This window comes from Streptomyces sp. Je 1-4 4N24 (assembly GCF_026239515.1).
Taxonomy (GTDB): domain Bacteria; phylum Actinomycetota; class Actinomycetes; order Streptomycetales; family Streptomycetaceae; genus Streptomyces; species Streptomyces nigrescens.
In genome coordinates, this window is sequence record NZ_CP110836.1 from 3,476,725 (window position 1) to 3,499,004 (window position 22,280).

At 70.4% G+C, this 22,280-nt stretch carries 16 protein-coding genes and 1 riboswitch; of the genes, 8 read left to right on the forward strand and 8 right to left on the reverse strand.

Annotation, left to right across the window (positions count from 1 at the left end):
* Positions 1 to 156: 156 nt before the first annotated feature.
* The gene (locus SLV14N_RS14855; RefSeq protein WP_208681319.1) at positions 157 to 741 is read right to left on the reverse strand and encodes a 2'-5' RNA ligase family protein; all 585 of its coding nucleotides are present in this window, start codon (positions 739 to 741) and stop codon (positions 157 to 159) included.
* Between the two features lie 181 nt (positions 742 to 922).
* Positions 923 to 1,933: a tryptophan--tRNA ligase gene (trpS, locus tag SLV14N_RS14860; RefSeq protein ID WP_109892187.1), complete on the reverse strand. Its 1,011-nt coding sequence runs from the start codon at positions 1,931 to 1,933 to the stop codon at positions 923 to 925.
* Between the two features lie 380 nt (positions 1,934 to 2,313).
* On the opposite strand from trpS, the gene SLV14N_RS14865 reads away from it, so the two are divergent.
* Entirely contained in the window at positions 2,314 to 3,855 is a 1,542-nt protein-coding gene (locus SLV14N_RS14865; protein ID WP_263269610.1) for a cytochrome P450, read from the forward strand.
* Positions 3,856 to 3,930: 75 nt separating this feature from the next.
* Here the strand turns inward: SLV14N_RS14865 and glyA are convergent, their stop codons facing one another.
* On the reverse strand, positions 3,931 to 5,217 hold the full coding sequence (glyA, locus tag SLV14N_RS14870; RefSeq protein ID WP_263269611.1) for a serine hydroxymethyltransferase: 1,287 nt from the start codon (positions 5,215 to 5,217) through the stop codon (positions 3,931 to 3,933).
* A 42-nt stretch (positions 5,218 to 5,259) separates the two neighbouring features.
* Positions 5,260 to 5,351: riboswitch (ZMP/ZTP riboswitch) on the reverse strand.
* Between the two features lie 129 nt (positions 5,352 to 5,480).
* Between glyA and rocD the strand changes: the two genes are divergently transcribed.
* Positions 5,481 to 6,686, forward strand: a complete 1,206-nt coding sequence (rocD, locus tag SLV14N_RS14875) for an ornithine--oxo-acid transaminase (protein WP_208681321.1) — start codon at positions 5,481 to 5,483, stop codon at positions 6,684 to 6,686.
* A gap of 40 nt (positions 6,687 to 6,726) precedes the next feature.
* On the opposite strand, the gene SLV14N_RS14880 is transcribed toward rocD, so the two are convergent.
* Entirely contained in the window at positions 6,727 to 8,067 is a 1,341-nt protein-coding gene (locus SLV14N_RS14880; RefSeq protein ID WP_263269612.1) for a tetratricopeptide repeat protein, read from the reverse strand.
* Between the two features lie 193 nt (positions 8,068 to 8,260).
* Between SLV14N_RS14880 and SLV14N_RS14885 the strand changes: the two genes are divergently transcribed.
* The 5 genes from SLV14N_RS14885 to SLV14N_RS14905 all read left to right on the forward strand — a co-directional run bounded on the left by SLV14N_RS14885 (position 8,261) and on the right by SLV14N_RS14905 (position 10,905).
* Positions 8,261 to 8,617: a hypothetical protein gene (locus SLV14N_RS14885; RefSeq protein WP_263269613.1), complete on the forward strand. Its 357-nt coding sequence runs from the start codon at positions 8,261 to 8,263 to the stop codon at positions 8,615 to 8,617.
* A gap of 188 nt (positions 8,618 to 8,805) precedes the next feature.
* Positions 8,806 to 9,036: a hypothetical protein gene (locus SLV14N_RS14890; RefSeq protein ID WP_263269614.1), complete on the forward strand. Its 231-nt coding sequence runs from the start codon at positions 8,806 to 8,808 to the stop codon at positions 9,034 to 9,036.
* Positions 9,011 to 9,523 carry a DUF6879 family protein gene (locus SLV14N_RS14895; protein WP_208681325.1) on the forward strand — a complete coding sequence of 171 codons (513 nt, stop codon included), beginning with the start codon at positions 9,011 to 9,013 and terminating at the stop codon, positions 9,521 to 9,523. The genes SLV14N_RS14890 and SLV14N_RS14895 overlap by 26 nt, the downstream gene beginning before the upstream one ends.
* Positions 9,524 to 9,548: 25 nt before the next feature.
* Positions 9,549 to 10,394, forward strand: coding sequence for a helix-turn-helix transcriptional regulator (locus SLV14N_RS14900; protein ID WP_208681326.1), 846 nt, complete (start codon positions 9,549 to 9,551; stop codon positions 10,392 to 10,394).
* Positions 10,395 to 10,722: 328 nt separating this feature from the next.
* Positions 10,723 to 10,905, forward strand: coding sequence for a hypothetical protein (locus tag SLV14N_RS14905; RefSeq protein ID WP_263269615.1), 183 nt, complete (start codon positions 10,723 to 10,725; stop codon positions 10,903 to 10,905).
* Positions 10,906 to 11,027: 122 nt separating this feature from the next.
* On the opposite strand, the gene SLV14N_RS14910 is transcribed toward SLV14N_RS14905, so the two are convergent.
* From SLV14N_RS14910 to SLV14N_RS14920, 3 genes are all read right to left on the reverse strand, one after another.
* Positions 11,028 to 12,218, reverse strand: a complete 1,191-nt coding sequence (locus SLV14N_RS14910; RefSeq protein ID WP_263269616.1) for a glutathionylspermidine synthase family protein — start codon at positions 12,216 to 12,218, stop codon at positions 11,028 to 11,030.
* A gap of 16 nt (positions 12,219 to 12,234) precedes the next feature.
* A complete protein-coding gene (locus tag SLV14N_RS14915; protein ID WP_208681329.1) occupies positions 12,235 to 12,630 on the reverse strand; it encodes a hypothetical protein in 396 nt (131 codons plus the stop codon).
* Positions 12,631 to 12,826: 196 nt separating this feature from the next.
* Positions 12,827 to 19,561: an Ig-like domain-containing protein gene (locus tag SLV14N_RS14920; protein ID WP_263269617.1), complete on the reverse strand. Its 6,735-nt coding sequence runs from the start codon at positions 19,559 to 19,561 to the stop codon at positions 12,827 to 12,829.
* A gap of 644 nt (positions 19,562 to 20,205) precedes the next feature.
* Between SLV14N_RS14920 and SLV14N_RS14925 the strand changes: the two genes are divergently transcribed.
* Positions 20,206 to 20,745 (forward strand): GNAT family N-acetyltransferase, encoded by a 540-nt coding sequence (locus SLV14N_RS14925; protein WP_208681331.1) that lies wholly within the window; start codon positions 20,206 to 20,208, stop codon positions 20,743 to 20,745.
* Positions 20,746 to 20,794: 49 nt separating this feature from the next.
* On the opposite strand, the gene SLV14N_RS14930 is transcribed toward SLV14N_RS14925, so the two are convergent.
* Positions 20,795 to 22,270, reverse strand: coding sequence for a PLP-dependent aminotransferase family protein (locus SLV14N_RS14930; RefSeq protein ID WP_263269618.1), 1,476 nt, complete (start codon positions 22,268 to 22,270; stop codon positions 20,795 to 20,797).
* Between the last annotated feature and the right edge of the window lie 10 nt (positions 22,271 to 22,280).

Genomic DNA, 22,280 nt, shown 5'->3' on the forward strand with positions numbered 1-22,280 from the left:
CGGCGACGGGCAGCAGAGCTGCGAAGGGCGGCAGAGCGGCGAAGGGTGGCAGAGCCGAGGGGCGGCTGAGGCCCGATGCGCGTCAGGGGCCCGAGAGGCACCAGGGGCGGCAGGGCTCCCATGGGCGGCTGCCGCGCCGAGGTCGGGCGGCGGCCGTCAGCAGGACGGTGCCGGTGGGCGGGAGAGATCGGCGGCCTGGCGGGGAACGCCGGCCGTCTGCGGTCCGAAGGGGTACTCCCGCTCCAGCCGCCACACCGCGTCCGCGCCCTGCTCGTAGAGGGCGAAGCCACCGATCGTCCAGGTCGCGGTGAAGTCCCGGAGCCCGGCCTGGGCGCGGTCCATGGCCTCTTCGGTGATGCCGTGGGCGATGGTCACATGCGGGTGGTACGGAAACTGCAGCTCGCGGGCGCAGGGGCCGGAGGCGGCGCGGATCCGGGCCTGGAGGGCGGTGCAGCCCGCCACCCCGTCGGTGACCTTCACGTAGACGACCGGGGAGAGCGGGCGGAAGGTCCCGGTGCCTTCCAGCCGGAGCGGGAAGGGGCGGCAGCCGGCCGCGACCTCGGCGAGGTGGCGCTCGATGGCGGGCAGCGCCTCGGTCCGTACCTCCGTCGGCGGGAGGAGGGTGATATGCGTGGGGATGCCGGGTGCGGCAGGGTCCCCGAAGCTCTCGCGCTTCCGCTGGAGGAAGCTGCCGTAAGGCTCCGGGACCGCGATCGAAACGCCCAGCGTTACGGTCCCCACTGCGTTCTCCCTCCTGACGTGTGTGCGGCGCGCTCGCGCACCCTCTTAGTGTGCCGGGTGCGCGCCCTTCGCGGGGAGCGTCCTCGGTCCTGTTGCGAGCGGACAAGGGGCCCACGGGCGGGGCCCCTGGCTCGGCGGGGTCCGCGCGGCCGGCCGTGGCCCACCGCGCGGACGGATGGCGTCAGTGCTTGGCCGGCAGGAATCCGAGCCGGTCATAGGTGGTGGCGAGGGTCTCGGCGGCCACCGCGCGGGCCTTCTCCGCACCCTTGGCCAGGATCGCGTCCAGCGTCTCGGGGTCGTCCAGATATTCCTGCGTACGGTCCCGGAACGGTGTGACGAAATCGACCATCACCTCGGCGAGGTCGGTCTTGAGAGCGCCGTACATCTTGCCCTCGTACTTCTGCTCCAGCTCCGGGATCGAGGTGCCGGTGAGGGTGGAGTAGATGGTGAGGAGGTTGGAGACGCCGGGCTTGTTCTCGGCGTCGTAGCGGATCACCGTGTCGGTGTCCGTGACCGCGCTCTTGACCTTCTTCGCGGAGACCTTCGGCTCGTCGAGGAGGTTGATCAGGCCCTTGGGGCTGGCGGCCGACTTGCTCATCTTGGCCGACGGGTCCTGAAGGTCGTAGATCTTCGCCGTCTCCTTGAGGATGTACGGCGCGGGCATCGTGAAGGTGTCGCCGTAGCGGCTGTTGAAGCGCTCGGCGAGGTCGCGGGTCAGCTCGATGTGCTGGCGCTGATCCTCGCCGACCGGGACCTGGTGGGCCTGGTAGAGCAGGATGTCGGCGATCTGCAGGATCGGGTACGTGAACAGGCCTACGGAGGTGCGGTCGGCGCCCTGCTTGGCGGCCTTGTCCTTGAACTGGGTCATCCGGGACGCCTCGCCGAAGCCGGTGAGGCAGTTCATGACCCAGCCGAGCTGGGCGTGCTCGGGCACATGGCTCTGGACGAAGAGCGTGCAGCGCTCCGGGTCGAGACCGGCGGCCAGCAGCTGGGCGGCCGCGATCCGGGTGTTGCTGCGCAGTTCCGCCGGGTCCTGCGGGACGGTGATCGCATGCAGGTCGACCACCATGTAGAAGGCGTCGTGAGACTCCTGCAGCGCCACCCACTGGCGTACCGCACCGAGGTAATTGCCGAGGTGGAAGGAGCCGGCGGTGGGCTGAATGCCGGAGAGCACACGCGGACGTTGCTGCATGGCGGAGCCATTCCCCTGGGGGTGGTGGTGGGCGACGGGCGGGCGATCGAGAGCCATGCCACTGATTGTCTCAGGTCGGCAAGGGGGCAACTGCGTGTGGTGGCGTGTGCGGCGACGGGCCCGGCGGGCCGTGGCGCGGCGGCCCCTCCGGCGGGCCGCTGCCGTCCGCGCCGCGGCGGCCTGTTCGGGGCGGCCTGTTCGGGGCGGCCTGTTCGGGGCGGCCGGGAGCTGGAATCGTGGCCCTGTCGTGGCCGCGTGGCAGCACCGCCTCGTGGCAGCACCGCCTCGTGGCAGCGCCGTACGCCGCCCCGGCACCGTGGTCCGCGCTCATGGGCCCGTGCACCGCCCCGGATCTTCCGCCCGATCTGTGAGGACTGCCGATGACCGACGGACGGCCGAAGAGCGACGACGGACCGACGATGGCCGACGGCGGACAGCCGAAGACCGGCGACGGACAGCCGAAGACCGGCGACGGACCGACGATGACCGGCGACGGACAGCCGATGACCGACGAGCAGTCGATCACCGGCCCGGCGACTGGCGAGCAGTCGGCGCCCGACGTGCAGCCGACGGCCGGCGCCCGCCGTCCCGTACCCGTACCCGCGCCCTCACCCCCGCCCGGCACCTTCTGTCCCGCGCACGCCTCCGAAGGGGCGCCGCACCGGCTCGCCCCCGGCGGCGCCGGCCGGGCGGCGGCCGATGCGCTGCTGCGGGAGGCCGGGGCGGTGGTTCCCGTCCTGCTGCCCGGGGAGGTGCCGGCGGTCGCCGTCACCCGCCATGCGGTGCTGCGCGAGGTTCTCGCGCACCCCGAAGTCGCCAAGAACGCCTGCCATTTCGCGGCCCTGCACGACGGCACCGTGCCGCCCGGCTGGCCGCTGACCACCTTCGCCACCGTCGACGGGATGACCACGGCCGACGGCGCTGACCACCGGCGGCTGCGCGGACTGGTGACCAAGGTGTTCACCCCGTGGCGGGTGGCGGCCCTGCGGCCCCGGGTGGTGGAGCTGACGGCCGGGCTGCTGGACGGGCTGCCGGGCGCCGCCGCGGCCGACGGCACGGTGGATCTGCGCCGGCACTTCGCCTATCCGCTGCCGATGAGCGTGATCTGCGAACTGCTGGGCGTGGACGCCGCGTTGCGCGACCGGCTGCACGAGCTGTCGAACCTGATCGTGGGGACGACCGGCACGGCGGACGAGGTGCAGGCGGCCAACCGTGAGATCACCGCCGTCCTCGGGCAGGTCGTCGAGGCCCGGCGGGCGGACCCCGGGGACGATCTGACCAGCGCGCTGATCGCCGCCCAGGAGGAGGACGGCGACCGGCTGAGCGCACGCGAGCTGGTCGGCACCCTGCTGCTGATGATCGTCGCCGGACACGAGACCACGCTCAATCTGATCACCAACGCGGTGCGGGCCCTGTGCACCGGCCGCGAGCAGCTGGAGCTGGTCCGGGCCGGGCGGGCGACGTGGGACGACGTGGTCGAGGAGACGCTGCGCCACGACAGCCCGGTCGCCCACTTCCCTTTCCGCTACCCGGTCCGGGACCTGGAGCTCGGCGGCACGGTCGTGCCGCGTGGCACCCCGATGCTGGCCTCCTACTCCGCGGCCGGCCGGGACCCGGAGGCGTACGGCCCCGACGCGGACCGGTTCGACGTCACCCGGCGGCCCGCCGCCCGGCATCTCTCGTTCGGCCACGGGCCGCACTACTGCCTGGGCGCGCCGCTGGCCCGGCTGGAGGCGACCGTCGCCCTGGAGGCGCTCTTCACCCGCTATCCGGCGCTGGACCTCGCCGTCCCGGACGCGGAGCTGCCGCCGCACCAGAGCTTCATCGGCAACAGCACCCATGTCCTGCCGGTCCGGCTCACCGGCTCACCGGCTGATCACGGCCGGGGAGCCGGTGAGCCGGGGAGCCGGGCGGGACGGTGAGCCGGGCGGGGCGGAAGGTGCGGACGGGGCAGAAGGTGCGGACGGGGCGGATGGGGCCCCGGTACTCCGCGGGCCTCAGGCCGTCGGCAGTCCCGGTGCCGGGTAGGCCGCCATGAGCTCGGCCACCTCCGTACGGATCACCGCCAGCGCCTCCTCGTCGCCCTTCGCCGCGGCCTGGACGCTGCGGTCGATCCACTCGGCGACCAGCGGCATCCGCTCCGTGCCCAGTCCGCGGGAAGTGAGGGACGGGGTGCCGATGCGGATGCCGGAGGGGTCGAAGGGCTTACGCGGGTCGAAGGGGACGGTGTTGTAGTTGACGACGATGCCGGCCCGGTCCAGCGCCTTCGCGGCGACCTTGCCCGGGACGTCCTTCGAGGTGAGGTCGATCAGCACCAGGTGGTTGTCGGTGCCGCCGGAGACCAGGTCGTAGCCGCGGGCCAGCAGCGCCTCGGCGAGCGCCTTGGCGTTGGCGACGACGGCATGCGCGTAGTCACGGAAGGACGGGGCGGCCGCCTCGCGCAGCGCCACCGCGATGGCGGCGGTGGTGTGGTTGTGCGGGCCGCCCTGCAGACCGGGGAAGACGGCCTTGTCGACGGCCTTGGCGTGGCTCGCCCGGGACATCAGCATCGCGCCGCGCGGGCCGCGCAGGGTCTTGTGGGTGGTGGTCGAGATGACGTCCGCGTGCGGCACCGGCGAGGGGTGGGCGCCGCCCGCGATCAGCCCGGCGATATGCGCGATATCGGCGACGAGGACGGCATCCACCTCGCGGGCGATCTCGCCGAAGGCGGCGAAGTCGATGGTGCGGGGGACGGCGGTACCGCCACAGAAGATGATCTTCGGGCGTTCCTTGCGGGCGAGGTCGCGCACCTCGTCGAAGTCGATCAGCGCGCTCTCCGGGCGTACGCCGTACTGCACCCCGCGGAACCACGTACCGGTCGCCGAGACGCCCCAGCCGTGCGTGAGGTGCCCGCCCATCGGCAGCGCCATGCCCAGCACGGCGTCGCCGGGCTCGGCGAAGGCCAGGTAGGCGGCGAGGTTGGCGGGCGAGCCGGAGTACGGCTGGACGTTGGCGTGTTCCACGCCGAAGACGGCCTTGGCCCGCTCGACGGCCAGCGTCTCGACGCGGTCGATGTTCTGCTGGCCTTCGTAGTAGCGACGGCCCGCGTACCCCTCGCTGTACTTGTTCTGCAGGACGGTGCCGGTGGCTTCCAGGACGGCGGCGGAGACGTAGTTCTCGCTGGGGATCAGTCGCAGCGTGTCGGCCTGGAGCTGCTCCTCGGCGCCGACCAGCGCGGCCAGTTCGGGGTCGGCGGCGCTCAGCGCGGGATGCGAAAGGGGCTGTGAGACATGGGGCTGTGACATGGCGTCCTCCGGGGCGGTCGATCGGTGTTGCCGGTCGTGGTCCCGGGGTGCCCAGGCGGGGCGGCACCTCGTGATGGTTGCCGCGCACCGCTTCCTCGAGGTTGCTTCCCCGTACGCCAGTCGCAGTGCGCAACGCAGAGTCTAAGACACCCCCAGGGCCCTGTCCGGCGGATCTTCGCAGGCCGGGCGCTCCGGGCGAGCGCAACAATGGAGAGGGACGCGGCAGTGCCCGCGCCCGCACGGCCTACCGAACGGAGCCACCGGTGACGTCCACGGAACGCGGCATCGCCGCCGCCGAAGCCCACAGCGCGCACACCTACCATCCGCTGCCCGTCGTCGTGGCCACCGCCGAGGGTGCCTGGGTGACGGATGTGGAGGGCCGCCGCTACCTGGACATGCTCGCCGGGTACTCCGCGCTGAACTTCGGGCACGGCAACCGCCGGCTGCTCGACGCGGCCACGGCGCAGCTGGAGCGGGTCACGCTCACCTCACGCGCCTTCCACCACGACCGGTTCGCCGATTTCTGCACCCAGCTGGCGGAGCTGTGCGGGATGGAGCTGGTGCTCCCGATGAACACCGGCGCCGAGGCGGTCGAGACCGCGGTGAAGACGGCCCGTAAGTGGGGCTACAAGGTCAAGGGCGTCCCGGACGGCCGGGCGAAGATCATCGTCGCGGACAACAACTTCCACGGCCGGACGACCACCATCGTCTCCTTCTCCACCGACCCCGAGGCGCGCGCCGACTTCGGCCCGTACACCCCCGGTTTCGAGATCGTCCCGTACGGCGATCTGGCCGCGCTGGAGGCCGCCGTCGACGCCGACACGGTCGCGGTGCTGCTGGAGCCGATCCAGGGCGAGGCGGGCGTGCTGGTGCCGCCGCCGGGCTATCTGGCGGGCGTACGGGAGCTGACCCGCAGCCGGAACGTGCTGTTCATCGCCGATGAGATCCAGTCGGGGCTGGGCCGCACCGGCCGGACCTTCGCCTGTGAGCACGAGGGCGTGGTGCCCGACATGTACGTGCTGGGCAAGGCGCTGGGCGGCGGTGTGGTGCCGGTGTCGGCGGTGGTCTCCTCCCGCGAGGTGCTGGGCGTCTTCGCACCCGGCGAGCACGGCTCGACGTTCGGCGGGAACCCGCTCGCCTGCGCGGTGGCGCTGGAGGTCATGGCGATGCTGCGGACCGGTGAATTCCAGCAGCAGGCCGTGGAACTGGGCGAACATCTGCACAGCGAGCTGGGGCTGCTGGTGGGCGGCGGCGCGGTGGACGCGGTGCGCGGCCGCGGACTGTGGGCCGGTGTGGACATCAACCCGTCGCACGGCACGGGACGGGAGATCTCCGAACAGCTGCTGGCGCGCGGGGTGCTGGTCAAGGACACCCATGGCTCGACGATCCGGCTCGCGCCCCCGCTGGTCATCAGCAAGGAGGACCTGGACTGGGGGCTCGGCCAGCTGCGGGGCGTGCTGGAGGGATGAGACGGAGGCCGGACGCGGGCTGCTCTCATGTGCCGGCCTCCTAGGCCAGGATTGAGGCTGGGGTGACGAGCCGGGCACGTTCGTGGAGTTCCCGGGCGGCGTGGTTCTTGAGGTGGGGGCGGATGAGCTTGAACATCTTCCCCATGCGCCGGTCGACCCGCCCGCTTTGCACCAGGGGATATTCGTCCAGCGCTTCATTCCATGTCGCACAAGCCGCTTCCAGGTGCCCCACCTCAAGTTGGAATTCGGCGAGTGTGGCCCGTTCCTTCACCCGGGACCGGCGGTAGATGTCGTAGCACAACCTGTCCGATTCACGCATCGCCGCAACGGCTCCGGGAAGGTCTCCCAGCTCATGGCGAACATGGCTGATGTGGTAGTGCAGAGATGAGGGGTCATAGGACCCGAAGGCTTTCGCTCGCGCCTCAGCCTTTTCCATGGAAATTTCGGCCTCGTTGAGGTGCGCCAGTGCCTTGTGGCGGTCTCCTGTTTGCGCAGCGGCGTGTGCCTGCTGGCCCGCAAGGAAGGCGAGCATACGCGGGCCCGCCTGCGGAGAGGCAGCGGCAGCAGCATCGGCCAGTCGCATGGCTTCACGGCCGTGCCCCAGGTCAACTGCCTGCACACTCATACCCCGCAGTGTCGTGCAATACGTGAGGTGGTCCTCAGCGGCGCCGGCCAGTTCCAGTGCCTTCAGGTAATACTTCTGCCCCAGCCCCTCCACCCCCTCATCCACAGCCATGTATCCGGTGAGATAGCACAGGTCGGAGGCTGCCGACAGCATTGCCTTGCGTACCGATTCCGGCGCCTCAGCCCGCAGGTACGGGGCCACGGTATTGACGAGGAAAGCCGCAGCCATGGGGCGGGCGTGGCGTCCACCGCATTGGTCGTCGAGTTCCGAGATCCGTTCGGTCATGGCGATGACCGTGTCAACTTCCGGCATACCGATGCGCGGAGTTCGGCCGGTTTGAACGGCTTCCATCCGTCCGACTACGTCCGGCCAGTTGGGAACGGTCAGCGCAACGGAAAAGAGCCCTATACCGAGAACGCCGCGGCGCGAGGGGTCCATATCTCCCCTACCGAGATCGATCAGCCCTTCAACCGTGCCCGGAGTGGCGTGCGAGCTACTGACCGGTGCGGGGAATCCAGCCTCCGCATGCGTGACCGGACGTCCCAGCTTCCGCGCCAGGGCCTCCACGATCAGCGGTCTGGCCTGCTCCTTCGGCAGGTGCCCTTGGCGCCACTGATGGGCCGACGGCTCGCGGTACTTGAGCGGGGTTCCTCGCTCGGTGCCGATGCGGTTCACGGCCTGGACGAACTGCCGCAGCGTCCAGCCGGTTTGCCGGTAGAGCCGTTCAAGGTGCCGGATCGGTTCCCGAGTGCCCACTAGCCCTCAACTCCCCGATGTGCGCGAGCGTTTAAAGCTCTTAAAAGCCGCTTCCACTGCCACCGTACCGCTGGGCGTAGCGGAGCGGTTGCCCAGAGCGAGGAAGGCCCTCCTCACTCCAGGCAAAGAGGACCCCCGCGACCGTGGTGGACGGCCCGGGGGCGCGGCCCTCAACTACAAGGGAGTTGACGACATGCCCAACGCTACAGCGAGGGTCTTCGTCCGGCTGCTGCCGTGGACCGGCCCGGACGGGAAGCCGTGCTTCCTGGCAGGCGACGGGACCGGATATGTCTCCCGCATCGCCGACCGGATCGAGGAGGAGCAGCTCAGCTCCGCCGACGATCTCATCGACGAAGCCCGCCGCATGCTTGCCGGACGGGCGTGGACGCCCGGGGAACTGCACCTGCTGGCCGTTGAATTAACCGCAACCCTTGCCGATGTGCGCAGGGTGGCCGAGAGCCGGGGCGGGCGCTTGACCGCCCTCGGCCACGACGCCCCGGACGATGCCGAAGGCGAAGGGCCCCGGCTTCCGGCGGAGACGTCCGGATGAGGCGGGTACCTGTCAGCGCACGCCTCGGAGCAGGGGCCTTGGCGGCGGAGCTGCTCTGGGGTGTGCAGGGGCGCGACCGGGCTGGCATCGGTCAATGCTTAGAAGTTCGTGCAAGTCGCTGGCGCGCCGCGGCGGCTCAGGCACAAGCTCGGACATGTTGATCGTCACCCGAGGCGACGGAGGACACCATGGCTTTGCACCGGCTGGGCAAGGACCCCGAGAGTCCGAACAACGGCTCCCCGACTGTGTACCTGGACGATGAGAGCGGAAACTATGTCCTGCAAGGGTGGCGGGTCACGGACCCCGAGCGCCTGGCGCAGATGGACGTTCCCAGCCATGAGACCGTGTTCGAGTTCCCGAAGCGCATGATGCAGTTCTTCCCGGAGGTGAACGGTGACGACGGCGGAGTCGACGTTTGAGGAGCTGTTCCGGTCGGCCCAGCACACCGCGTGGCACTTCGAGGCCAGGGACGCATACGCGCTGGACGAGGCGTACCAGGAGTGGATCGCCGGCAACCACTTCGACCCCGCCAAGCGATGGCCGTGGTGGATCGATCTTGTCTCGGCTTCGGTGGCCCGTGGCGTGGAGGTGCGCCGAGCGCGGGTCGTCTCGGAACCCGTATCCGCCTACATCCGGTACGAGCACGCGCTCACCGGTGGACACAACGTCAAGGCCGGAGAGTCGGTGCGCTGGCTCCCCCGTCGGCAAGCCTCATCGTTGCTGTTGCCGGGCAACGACTGCTGGGTCTTCGACCGTTCGTCGGTGCTGTTCAATCACTTCAACGGTGACGGGGAGATGACCGGTGAAGAGCTGGTGACCGACCCCGGTGTGGTCCACGTCTGCGTATCCGCGTTTGAAGCGATCTGGGAACGGGCGACTCCCCACGAGGAGTACCGGCCAGTCTGACAGTACGCACTCGGAAGACTCGATCGTGACGTCGTCGTCCAGCATCCAGCAGGCCCGAGAGGCCCTTGGCAAGCGCCTGCGCGAGATTCGCAAGGATTCGGGGCTGACAGCCCGGGAGTTGGCCGCCCGGGCCCGCTGGCATGAGAGCAAGTGCAGCCGCATTGAGAACGGCCGTACCGGGCCGTCTGACGATGATCTGCGGGTGTGGGCGCTGCACTGTGGAGCGGAGGGACAGACGGCCGATCTGATCGCCACCGCACGCAATATCGATGGTGCGTATATCGAGTGGCGGCGCATGGAACGCTCCGGACTCCGCCGTGCACAGGAGTCGGTTCTCCCATTGTGGGAACGAACGCGGCACTTCCGCGCCTACTCGTCGTGGCTGATCCCGGGGCCCTTCCAGACGCGTGCGTACATTGAGGCACTCCTCAGGGCGATTCGTGACCGGCGGGCGCTTCCCGACGACCTGGAGGAAGCTGTCCGAGTCCGCGTGGACAAGCAGCGCATCCTGTACGAAGGGCCGCGCCGCTTCGCTGTGATCTTGGAGGAGAGCGCACTTCGCCACCGGATCGGCGGCGCTGCGACGATGGCAGGTCAGCTTGGGCACCTGTTGTCTCTGGCTGCGCTGCCCCACATCAGCCTCGGGGTGATCCCGCTGCACGCGGACCGTACCGCGCTGTGGCCGGTGGAGGACTTCTGGATCTTCGATGAAGCCCAAGTCAGCGTTGAGCTGGTGTCTGCCTTTCTCACCATCACGCAGCCGCACGAAATCAGCATGTACGCCCACACCTTCGCGGGCCTCGCCGAACTGGCCGTCTACGGGGCTCCGGCACGGACTCTGATCACAGCAGCGATCGATTCTCTGGGGTGAGTGCGCGCAAGTTCGCGCAAATTCGTTGAGGTCAACTCTTCAGCATTCCTAGCTTGTCGCCGTACGGAAAGCGTCGGAGGGACGCCGGCAGCCCGAGCACTGGCGGGCGCTATCCGGCGGAACGCTGGACCTGAAGAAGGGCCCGGCGTGTGGCTGTGCCAAGTGTGTGCGGCGATAGCCGGTATCAAGACTCCCGCCCCGGCTGCGGAATACCCGGACAGGTCGAGCGGCCGGGGCGGGTGAGCACCGCAGGGAATCCCCTGCGGCCCTACGGGCCATGCCTCGACGGTACGGCGGCATGGCCCCTCATGGAAGAGGAGGTTGGTAGATGAGCGTCGCAGCCGTTGAGACGTACGAGACGCGCACGGCCGATGCTGAAGGGTGGCGCGGAGTCCCCTTCCGGCACCCGGCCGACATGGAGGCGGACGGCGGCAAGCACGACGGCGGGCCCATGCCCCCGGAGGCACCCCGCGACCCGCAGCCCGGTGGCGGGGACAGCGACAACACGTAGTCGCGAATACCGAGGGCTCTCCATCCTCACTGGCCGGTCTCGCAAGCCCCGCCCGGTGCACCGGGCGAGGCTTGCTGCTGTCCCCCCCCCGCAGGGGCGCCCGAGCGGATCCCTCGGCGGGTTCAGCGGATCACATGCGGCAAGAACCGCGCGTACTCATCGGTGACCAGGCCCGCCGACTCCCGGATGCCGAGCCCCGCCGCCTCGTCCTCGACGACCCAGGCACCGAGCACGACCCGGTTGCCGTCGAAGTCCGGCAGGGGGGCCAGCTCCTGGTAGCAGCAGGGGTCGTCGGGCCCGCGCAGCACCGGTTCGGCGCCCGGCTCGTGCAGGGTGACACCGGCACCCTCCCGGCCGAGCAGCGGCTTGGCGACGTAACCACGGGTGTGCGCCAGCTCGCGCGGCCCGTCGAGGTAGGCGGGCAGCAGATTCGGATGCCCCGGATACAGCTCCCACAGGATCGCCAGCAGCGCCTTGTTGGAGAGCAGCATCTTCCAGGCGGGCTCGATCCAGAGGGTGGAGCCGGTGCCGCCGCCGTTGTCGAGGCTGTCCAGGACGTACGGGCCGAAGTCGTCGGTGGCCAGCCACTCCCACGGGTAGAGCTTGAAACAGGCCCGCATGAAGCGCAGCCGCTGGTCGACGAAGCGGCCCGACAGCCGGTCCCAGCCGATGTCCTCCATCGAGATGGCGACCGTCTCCAGGCCCGCCTGCTGCGCCGTCTCCTCCAGATAGGCGACGGTCATCAGATCCTCGCCCAGCTCGTCGCCCGCCGAGTGCGCGAAGTGCAGCGGTGCGCCGGGCGGCAGCAGCGGGGCCTGCCGCTTCCAGGCCGCCACCAGCCGCTCGTGGAGCGAGTTCCACTGGTCGGCGCCGGGAAAGCGCTCCTCCATCCAGAACCACTGGGGGCTGGCGGCCTCGACCAGCGAGGTCGGAGTATCGGCGTTGTACTCCAGCATCTTGGCCGGACCGCTGCCGTCGTAGTGCAGGTCGAACCGCCCGTAGAGGGAGGGGAGTTCCTCGCGGCGGCGCCAGGACTCGGCGATCAGCTTGGCCAGCCGCGGGTCCTCGATGCCGAGGTCGGCGAAGCGGTCCTGGTCGACGATGTGCGCGGCCGCGGCCAGGCACATGCCGTGCAGCTCCTCGACGACCTCCTCCAAGGCCTCGACCTCGGGGAGGGTGAAGGAGTAGTACGCGCTCTCGTCCCAGTACGGGCGCAGCGAGTCGTCCGGGTATCGGGTCAGCGGGTAGATCAGGCCCTGCGCCTCGACGGTCTGCTGCCAGCCGGGGCGCGGGTCGATGGTGTGGCGTTCCATGCCGTGCGTCGCCCGCTCAGCCGCCGGAGGAGCCGTGCCGGCCGCCCGAGCCCGAGCAGCCGAAGCCGCCGCGGTTGACGGCCGTGCTCTTGCTGAAGGTGCCGTTGTCGGCGTATTTGCCGCCGGAGTTGTCCGGGGCGTAGTACCACTGGCCGTCGACGGACTGCTTGCCGCGGCCGCTCTTTCCGTATCCGCCGCTGCTGGAACCGCTGCTTCCGGAGGACGAACTTCCGCTTGCCGAGCATTTCTTGGAGTCGACGATGCGATAGCCGTTGAGCGTGTCGTAGCTGTTGCGGTCGACGCAGCGCTTGTCGGGCTCGGAACCGCAGGACGTCAGGGCAGCGGCGAGCGCGCCCATGCTTCCCAGAATGACCGTGCTCGACCGCAGCCGCCGGCGTGCTTTCTCCGCCATGTCGTGCCTTCCCCCGTGAACATTTGTCTGAGCACGGACAGCGTAAACGCCACCGGTGGGCCCGTCGCAAACGAGGGGCCGTATGGCGCCGGCACAAACGGGCCGGGGGACGACAGACCGGGAGCAGACAGGCGTCGGGCCGCCCTCGTGAGGACGGCCCGACGGTGTTGCGTGTGCGGTGAGAAGGGACGGTTGGTCAGATGACGGTCTGGGTGTCGGTGTCGCTGGAGCCGGTGAAGTTGGTGTCACCGGAGTAGACCCCGGTGATGGTGTAGTTGCCGGTGGTCAGCGGGGTGCTGACGGCGGCTACACCGGTGCCGTCGACCGTTCCGGTCAGGGTCACCGTGGTCACGCCATCGGTGACGGTGAAGGTGACCGTCCCGGTCGGGACGCCGCTGCCCGGAGGCTGCGCCACCACGAACGCGAAGATCGTGACCGTACCGCCGGAGACGGACGGGTCGGGGAACGAGCTGACGGTGGTGAGGGTGGATGCCTGGTTGACGGTCTGGGTGTCGGTTCCGCTGGAGGTGCTGAAGTTGGCGTCACCGTTGTAGGTCGCGGTGACGTTGTGCAGCCCCGCGTCGAGGGTGCTGGTGGTGACGGTGACCACGCCTCCGGCGACGGTGCCGGTCAGCGTGCCGCCCCCGCCACCGTCGATGACGAAGGTGACCGTGCCGGTTGGGACGCCCGCACCCGGTGAGACCGGGGCGACCGTGGCCGTGAAGGTCACCGGCTGCCCGATCACCGACGGGTCCGGCAACGAGGAGACCGCGGTGGTCGTGGATGCCTGGGCCACGGTCTGGGTGTCGGTGTCGCTGGAGCCGGTGAAGTTCAGGTCACCGCTGTAGGTCGCGGTCACCGGGAAGGTGCCGACTCCGAGTACGTTGGTCGAGACGGTGGCCGTGCCCCCGGAGAGGACGCCGACCAGCGTCGGACCGCCGGTGATCACGAAGGTGACCACCCCGGTCGGGGTACCTGCCCCCGGCGAGACCGGCGCGACCGTGGCCGTGAACGTCACCGGCTCACCGACCACCGACGGGTCCGGCGCCGAACTCAGCGCCGTGGTCGTCAAGGCCTGGCCCACCGTCTGGGTGTCCACACCGGTGGATCCGGTGAAGTCGGCGTCGCCGCTGTAGGTCCCGGTGACGACGTACGCGCCCGCCGTCACCAGCCCACTGGTGGTGACACTGGTGGTGCCCCCACTGAGCGTGCCGGTCAGCGTCACCGTGGTGACCCCATCGGTGGCGACGAAGGTCACCGTCCCGGTCGGAGTGCCCGCACCGGGCGCGACCGGCGCCACGGTGGCCGAGAACGTCACCGACTCGCCCACCACGGACGGATCCGGTGTCGTGCTCACCGCGGTGGTCGTCAACGCCGGGTTCACCGTCTGGGTGTCGGTGCCGCTCGATGTCGTGAAGTTGGAGTCACCGCTGTATGTCGCCGTGACCGTGTGCGTACCGGCGCTCAAGGCGCTGGTGGTGACGCTCGCCGTACCGCCCGAGAGCGTCGCGGTGAGCGTGGGACCACCAGTGATCACGAAGGTGACCGTGCCGGTCGGGGTCCCCACACCCGGCGCGACCGGGGAGACGGTGGCTGTGAAGGTCACCGGCTCACCGACCACGGACGGGTCCGGCGCCGAGCTCACCGCGGTGGTGGTCGACGACTGGCCCACCGTCTGGGTGTCCGTACCGGCCGAACCACTGAAGTCGGCGTCACCGCTGTAGGTCCCGGTGACGGTGTAAAGCCCCGCCGTCACCAGCCCGTTGGTGGTGACACTGGTGGTGCCCCCACTGAGCGTGCCGGTCAGCGTCACCGTGGTGACCCCATCGGTGGCGACGAACGTCACCGCCCCGGTCGGAGTGCCCGCACCGGGCGCGACCGGCGCCACGGTGGCCGAGAACGTCACCGACTCGCCCACCACGGACGGGTCCGGCGCCGTACTCACCGCAGTGGAGGTCGACGCCTGATTCACCGTCTGGGTGTCCGTGTCGCTGGAGCCGGTGAAGTTGAGGTCACCGCTGTAGGTCGCCGTAGCGGTGTGGGTGCCGGCGCCCAGCGCACTGGTGGTGACGCTCGCCGTACCGCCCGCCAGTGTCCCGACGAGAGTGGGACCACCGGTGATCACGAAGGTGACCACCCCGGTGGGGGTACCTGTCCCCGGCGCGACCGGCGTGACGGTGGCCGTAAAGGTCACCGGCTCACCGACCACGGACGGGTCCGGCGCCGAACTCAGCGCCGTGGTCGTCGAGGCCTGGCCCACCGTCTGGGTGTCCGCACCGACGGAGCCGCTGAAGCCGGCGTCGCCGCTGTAGGTCGCCGTGACGGCGTAAACGCCCGCCGTCACCAGCCCGCTGGTGGTGACACTGGTGGTGCCCCCACTGAGCGTGCCGGTCAGCGTCACCGTGGTGACCCCATCGGTGGCGAGGAACGTCACGGTGCCGGTCGGGGTGCCCGCGCCCGGCGAGACCGGGGCGACGGTGGCGGTGAAGGTCACCGGCTCACCGACCACGGACGGGTCCGGGGACGACGAGACCGCGGTGGTCGTCGCCGCCAGGATCACCGTCTGGGTGTCCGTACCGCTCGATGCCGTGAAGTTGGGGTCACCGCTGTAGGTCGCGGTGACCGAGTGCGTGCCCACGGCCAACGCGCTGGTGGTGACGCTCGCCGTGCCGCCCGAGAGCGTCCCGACGAGAGTGGGACCACCGGAAATCACGAAGGTGACCGTCCCGGTCGGCGTGCCCGCACCCGGTGCGACCGGCGCGACCGTCGCCGTGAAGGTCACCGGCTCTCCGAACACCGACGGGTCCGGCGCCGAGGAGACCGAGGTGGTCGTCGAGGCCTGGCCCACCGTCTGGGTGTCCGTACCGGCCGAACCACTGAAGTCGGCGTCACCGCTGTAGGTCCCGGTGACGGTGTAAAGCCCCGCCGTCACCAGCCCGTTGGTGGTGACACTGGTGGTGCCCCCACTGAGCGTGCCGGTCAGCGTCACCGTGGTGACCCCGTCGGTCGCAACGAAGGTGACCGTGCCCGTCGGGACACCCGCGCCCGGCGAGACCGGGGCGACGGTGGCGGTGAACGTCACCGGCTCACCGACCACGGACGGGTCCGGCGCGGAGATGACCGAGGTGGTCGTCGATGCCTGGTTCACCGTCTGGGTGTCCGTACCGACGGAACCGGTGAAGTTGGGGTCGCCGCTGTAGGTCGCGGTGACCGTGTGGCTGCCGACGCTCAAGGCGCTGGTGGTGACGCTCGCCGTGCCGCCCGAGAGCGTGCCGACCAGCGTCGGGCCCCCACTGATGGCGAAGGTGACCGTGCCGGTCGGGGTACCTGCCCCCGGCGAGACCGGCGCGACCGTGGCCGTGAAGGTCACCGGCTCTCCGAACACCGACGGGTCCGGCGCCGAGATGACCGAGGTGGTCGTAGCCGCCTGGCCCACCGTCTGGGTGTCCGTACCGATGGAGCCGGTGAAGTTGCCGTCACCTCCATAGGTCGCCGTGACGGCGTAAGTGCCCGCCGTCACCAGCCCGTTGGTGGTGACACTGGTGGTACCGCCGGCGAGGGTGCCGGTCAGCGTCACCGTAGTGACCCCATCCGTCGCGACGAACGTCACCGTCCCGGTCGGGACACCCGCACCGGGCGCGACCGGCGCCACGGTGGCCGAGAAGGTCACCGACTCGCCCACCACGGACGGATCCGGTGTCGTGCTCACCGCGGTGGTCGTCAACGCCAGAACCACGGTCTGGGTGTCCGCACCGACGGAACCGGTGAAGTTGGGGTCACCGCTGTAGGTGGCGGTGACCGTGTGCGTGCCCACGGCCAAGGCGCTGGTGGTGACGCTCGCCGTACCGCCCGAGAGCGTCCCGACGAGAGTGGGACCGCCGGAAATCACGAAGGTGACCGTCCCGGTCGGGGTGCCCGCACCCGGCAGGACCGGTGAGACGGTGGCCGTAAAGGTCACCGGCTCTCCGAACACCGACGGGTCCGGCGCCGAGATGACCGAGGTGGTCGTAGCCGCCTGGCCCACCGTCTGGGTGTCCGTACCGACCGAACCGGTGAAACTGGCGTCGCCGCTGTAGGTGGCGGTGACGGTGTAAAGGCCCGCCGTCACCAGGCCGGTGGTCACGACACTGGTGGTGCCGCCGACGAGGGTGCCGGTCAGCGTCACCGTAGTGACCCCATCCGTCGCGACGAACGTCACCGTCCCGGTCGGGACACCCGCACCCGGCGAGACCGGTGCGACCGTAGCCGTGAACGTCACCGGCTCACCGACCACGGACGGGTCCGGCGCGGAGATGACCGAGGTGGTCGTCGATGCCTGGTTCACCGTCTGGGTGTCCGTACCGGTCGAGCCGGCGAAGTTCGCATCACCGCTGTAGGTCGCGGTCACCGTATGCGTACCGGCGCCCAGCGCACTGGTGCTGACGCTCGCCGTACCCCCGGAGAGCGTGCCGACCAGCGTCGGGCCCCCACTGATGACGAACGTCACCGTCCCCGTGGGTGTACCCGCCCCCGGCGCCACGGGCGCGACCGTGGCCGTGAAGGTCACGGACTGACCGACCACCGACGGATCCGGCGACGAGCTGACCGTAGTGGTGGTCGACGCCTGGTTGACCGTCTGGGTGTCCGTACCGACCGAACCGCTGAAGTTGGCATCACCGCTGTAGGTCGCCGTCACCGTGTGCGTACCGGCGCCCAGCGCACTGGTCGTGACGCTCGCCGTACCCCCGGAAAGGGTGCCGGTCAGCGTCGGGCCACCACTGATGACGAACGTGACGGTGCCGGTCGGCGTCCCCGCGCCCGGCGCGGCCGGCGTGACCGTGGCGGTGAAGGTCACCGGCTGCCCGACCACCGACGGGTCCGGCGACGACGTCACCACCGTGTTCGTCGATGCCGGGTTCACCGTCTGGGTGTCGGTGTCACTGGAGCCGGTGTAGTTCGCGTCTCCGCTGTAGGTCGCGGTGACGGTGTAAGTGCCGGCCGTGACCAGTCCGTTGGTACTGACGGTCGCGACGCCGGCGCCGTCGAGGGTGCCGCTGAGGGTCACCGTGGTAACCCCGTTGGTGATGACGAAGCCGACGGTTCCGGTCGGGACTCCGCCACCGGGGAACACCGGTCCCACAAAGGCGGTGAAGTTGACCGTCTGGCCCGTCACGGAGGGGTCGGGGAACGAGGTGACCGTGGTGGTGGTCGAGGCCTGGTTGACGGTCTGGGTGTCCGTACCGACCGACGACGTGAAGTTCGCGTCACCGCTGTAGGTCGCCGTGACCGTGTGCGTGCCGGCGCTCAAGGCGCTGGTGCTGACGCTCGCCGTCCCACCGGACAGCGTGCCGGTCAGCGTCGGGCCGCCGGAGATGACGAAGGTGACCGTGCCGGTCGGCGTACCCGCACCCGGCGGCACCGGAGCAACCGTCGCCGTGAACGTCACCGACTGACCGACCACCGACGGGTCCGGCGACGAAGTGACCGTCGTGGTCGTCGACGCCTGGTTCACCGTCTGGGTGTCCGTACCGACCGACGACGTGAAGTTCGCGTCACCGCTGTACGTCGCGGTCACCGTGTGCGTGCCGGCGCCCAGCGCGCTGGTGCTGACGCTCGCCACCCCTCCGGACAGTGTCCCGGTCAGCGTCGGGCCACCGGAGATGACGAAGGTGACCGTGCCGGTCGGCGTACCCGCACCCGGCGGCACCGGAGCGACCGTCGCCGTGAAGGTCACCGTCTGGCCGACCACCGACGGGTCCGGCGCCGAGGTGACCGTGGTCGTTGTCGAGGCCTGCCCCACCGTGTGACTGTCCGTGCCGACGGAGGAGTTGAAGTTGCCGTCACCGCTGTAGGTCGCGGTGACCGCATGCGTACCGGCGGACAGGGCACTGGTGGTGACGCTCGCCGTACCGCCGGAGAGCGTGGCGGTCAGCGTCGGGCCGCCCGTGATGACGAAGGTGACCGTGCCGGTCGGGGTGCCCGCGCCCGGTGCCACCGGCGCGACCGTGGCCGTGAAGGTCACCGGCTGGCCGACCGCCGACGGGTCCGGCGCCGAGGTGACCGTGGTGGTCGTCGAGGCCTTGTTGACCGTCTGGGTGTCCGTACCGCTCGACGACGCGAAGCTGCCGCTGCCGCTGTAGGTCGCGGTCACGGTGTGTGGCCCCACGCTGAGACCGCTGGTGGTGACGCTCGCCGTACCGCCCGAGAGCGTTGCGGTCAGCGTCGGGCCGCCGCTGATGACGAAGGTCACCGTGCCGGTCGGGGTACCCGAACCGGGCGGGACGGGGGCGACGGTGGCCGTGAAGGTCACCGGCTGCCCGAAGACCGAGGGGTCGGGGGACGAGGTGACCGTGGTGGTCGTCGGTGCCAAGACCTGCAGCACCGTGTGTGTATCGGTGTCGGACGACGCATTGAACTGCGCACTGCCGCTGTACGTCGCGGTGATGAGATGGGTGCCGGGACTGAGACTGCTGGTGGTGACGGTCGCCGAACCGCCGGAGAGTGGGGCGGTCAGTGTGCCGCCCCCGCCACCGGCGATGACGAAGGTGACCGTGCCGGTCGGGGTGCCCGAACCGGGCGCGACCGGTGTGACGGTGGCGGTGATGGAGACCGTCTGCCCGAAGTTCGACGGGTCCGGCGACGAGGTGACCACGGTGGTGGTCGACGCCTTGATCACATTGATGGACCCGAAGCCGCTGGACGGCGAGAACAGGGGGCTGCCGTTGTAGTTCGCGGTGAAGGTATGGAAACCGATGGGGATACTGCTCGTGGTGACGGTCGCGGTGCCACCCACGAGCGGGGCGGTCAGAGTGGGCCCGCCGGAGACGACGAAGGTCACGGTGCCGGTGGGTGTTCCCAGACCTAGCGGGATGACTGTGGCGGTCAAAGTGACCGGCTGTCCGAAGACAGCCGGATTTGGCGCTGCGAACGCCAAAGTAAAGGTGGGTGCCATGCGATGGCCCTCCGGTTGCTGGGTGTTGGCGGGCCGTTCAGCTCCCCGCGGAGCTTGTACTTCTGCGGGAAGTGGGCATCAACCTGGGGAGCGGGCTCGGTAATGACAGCCGACGGCGATTCGCATCTGCATACCAATGTGCTCCGCCAGGTAGGCAACCCGCCGGTCAATAGCATCAGTAGGCGCGCCGATCATGCCGCCACGCCATAGGCGTCACACCCATTTACCCTGAATGGCGCAGCGTGAAATGGCGCTCACGACGTGGCGGGGCGCGCGCCACAGGGCGCGGATGTGACAGGCGTCAGCACTGGTGACGTGCAGTCAGTACGGGACGCCGCCGCGAGCGGTCGCGACACCACCCCCAACGCCGTTGCACAACCGCGCAGTTGCCTGTGGCGCGGGAGGCGGGCAAGGGCGCACGGAACCCACGGACGCTTCACTGGATTTGCCCTCGCAACGCACCCTCAAAGCCCGGCGGACGCTCCGACCACTCCCTTTGTCACCTCAACCGGCCCTTCCGGCAAGGACGTTGCCGTCGCGACGGACGACTTTTCGCCAGTCGCCGGACCGGCCGCCGTCTACGCTGGCCAGCACACGACCGGGGCGTCGGGGCCCAGGTCACCCTCGGACGGAGGAGCCGGACCATGACGGAGCACGCCCGGGTTCTGGAACAGCTGCCCGGACATCTGACGTTGCGCCACCCTGCCCCCGCTGACCACCCACGGCTTCAGCAGGCCCTCGCCGGCTGGTGGGACGGCCTGGGCGGGGAAGCGGGCGCACTGCAACGCCAGTTGCTCGTCCCGCGCCTCTTCCTCCAGCACTTCGCCGACACCAGCTTCTGGATCGAGCGGCCCGATCACACCCTGCACGCCTTCCTGATCGGCTTTCTGTCCCAGACGGACCCCAGGGCCGCGTACATCCACTTCGTGGGCGTGTGCCCGGAAGGCCGGCGGGAGGGTATCGGCAGCGCCCTCTACGACCGTTTCTTCACCACGGCCCGCGCGGCCGGCCGTACCCAGGTCCGCTGCATCACCAGCCCCAACAACCGCAACTCCATCGCGTACCACACCCGTATGGGCTTCCAGCTGGAGCCGGGCGACCGGATCGACGACGACGGCGTCCCGCTGCAGGGCGACTACGACGGGCCGGGGCTCGACCGGGTCTCCTTCGTACGGAAGTTGTGACCGCTTCCCTACTCCTCCACTCCCCCACTCCCCACTCCCCGTCCGCCCCCTACTCCCCCTCGTCTCCCGACGGGCCCGGCGACACCGACGACGCCGGCGGCAGTGCCCGGAGCAGTGCGTCCAGGGCGTTGGCGAAGGAGTGGTCGGGCGGGGTGCCGTAGGAGACCACCAGGGCGTCGCGAGAGGCCGGTGGGGCGGCGGGGTCGTGGAAGCGGCTCAGGCCGTCCAGGGCGAGGCCCTGCCAGCGGGCGGCCTGGACGATGGACTGTTCGGTGCCGGAAGGGAGTTCCAGCACGGCGTGCAGACCGGCGGCGATACCCGAGACATGGACATGGGGCGCACGGTCGGCCAGGGCGGCCACCAGCTGATCGCGGCGGCGCCGGTAGCGCAGCCGCATTCCGCGCAGATGGCGGTCGTAGGCGCCCGAGGACAGGAACTCGGCCAGGGTGAGCTGGTCCAGCGCCCCGGACTGCCATTCGCCGGTGCCCTTGAGCGCGAGCACCGGGTCCACCAGCCGGTCCGGCAGCACCATCCAGGACAGTCGCAGCGCGGGGGCGAGGCTCTTGCTCGCGGTGCCCAGGTAGACGACATGGTCGGCGTCCAGCCCCTGGAGGGCGCCGACCGGCTGGCGGTCGTAGCGGAACTCGCCGTCGTAGTCGTCCTCCAGGATGAAACCCCCGGTGGCCCGCGCCCAGTTGACGGCGGCGGCGCGGCGCTCGGGGTGCAGCGGTACACCGGTGGGGAACTGATGGGCGGGGGTGAGCAGGGCCGCCCGGACGTCGTCGAGCGCGGCCAGTTCCTCGGTGCGGGCACCGCGTTCATCGACGGGGAGCGGGACGGTGCCCAGGCCGGTGCGGGTGATGACGGCGCGGTGGAAGTCCAGGCCGTACGACTCGACGGCCAGCCGCCCGGTGCCCAGCGCCCGGCTGAGCAGCGCCAGCCCCTGCATGAAGCCGGCGCAGATGACGATGCGGTCGGGGTCGGCGCGGACCCCTCGGGCGCGGGCGAGGTAGTCGGCGAGGACGGTGCGGAGTTCGGGGCGGCCCTCCGGGGTGCCGTAGCCGAAGGCCTCGCTGGGGACGGTGGTCAGCGCACGGCGGGCGGCGGTGAGCCAGGCTGTGCGGGGGAAGGCGGAGAGGTCGGGGGTGCCCGGGGTGAGGTCGAAGCGCGGCCGGTCGGTGGGGCCGGCCGGACCGCGGGTGCGCCGGGCGGCGGGCGCGGCGGGCGGCAGGGCCCTCCCCCGGGCTCCCTCCGGGAGGTGCCCCCATGCGACGCGGGTGCCGGAGCCCTGGCGGGCGCTGAGCCAGCCCTCGGCGACCAGCTCGGCGTAGGCGTCGGCGACGGTGTTACGGGCGATGCCGAGGTCGGCGGCCAGCGAGCGGGAGGACGGGAGCCGGGTGCCGGGGGCCAGCCGGCCGGACCGTACGGCGTCCCGCAGGGCACGCAGCAGCGCGGCCCGCAGCCCGCCGGGGCCGGTGAGGTCCAGGTGCAGATCACGCCCAAAAGTGGCCCAGGAATTCTCCATGGAAATGGAC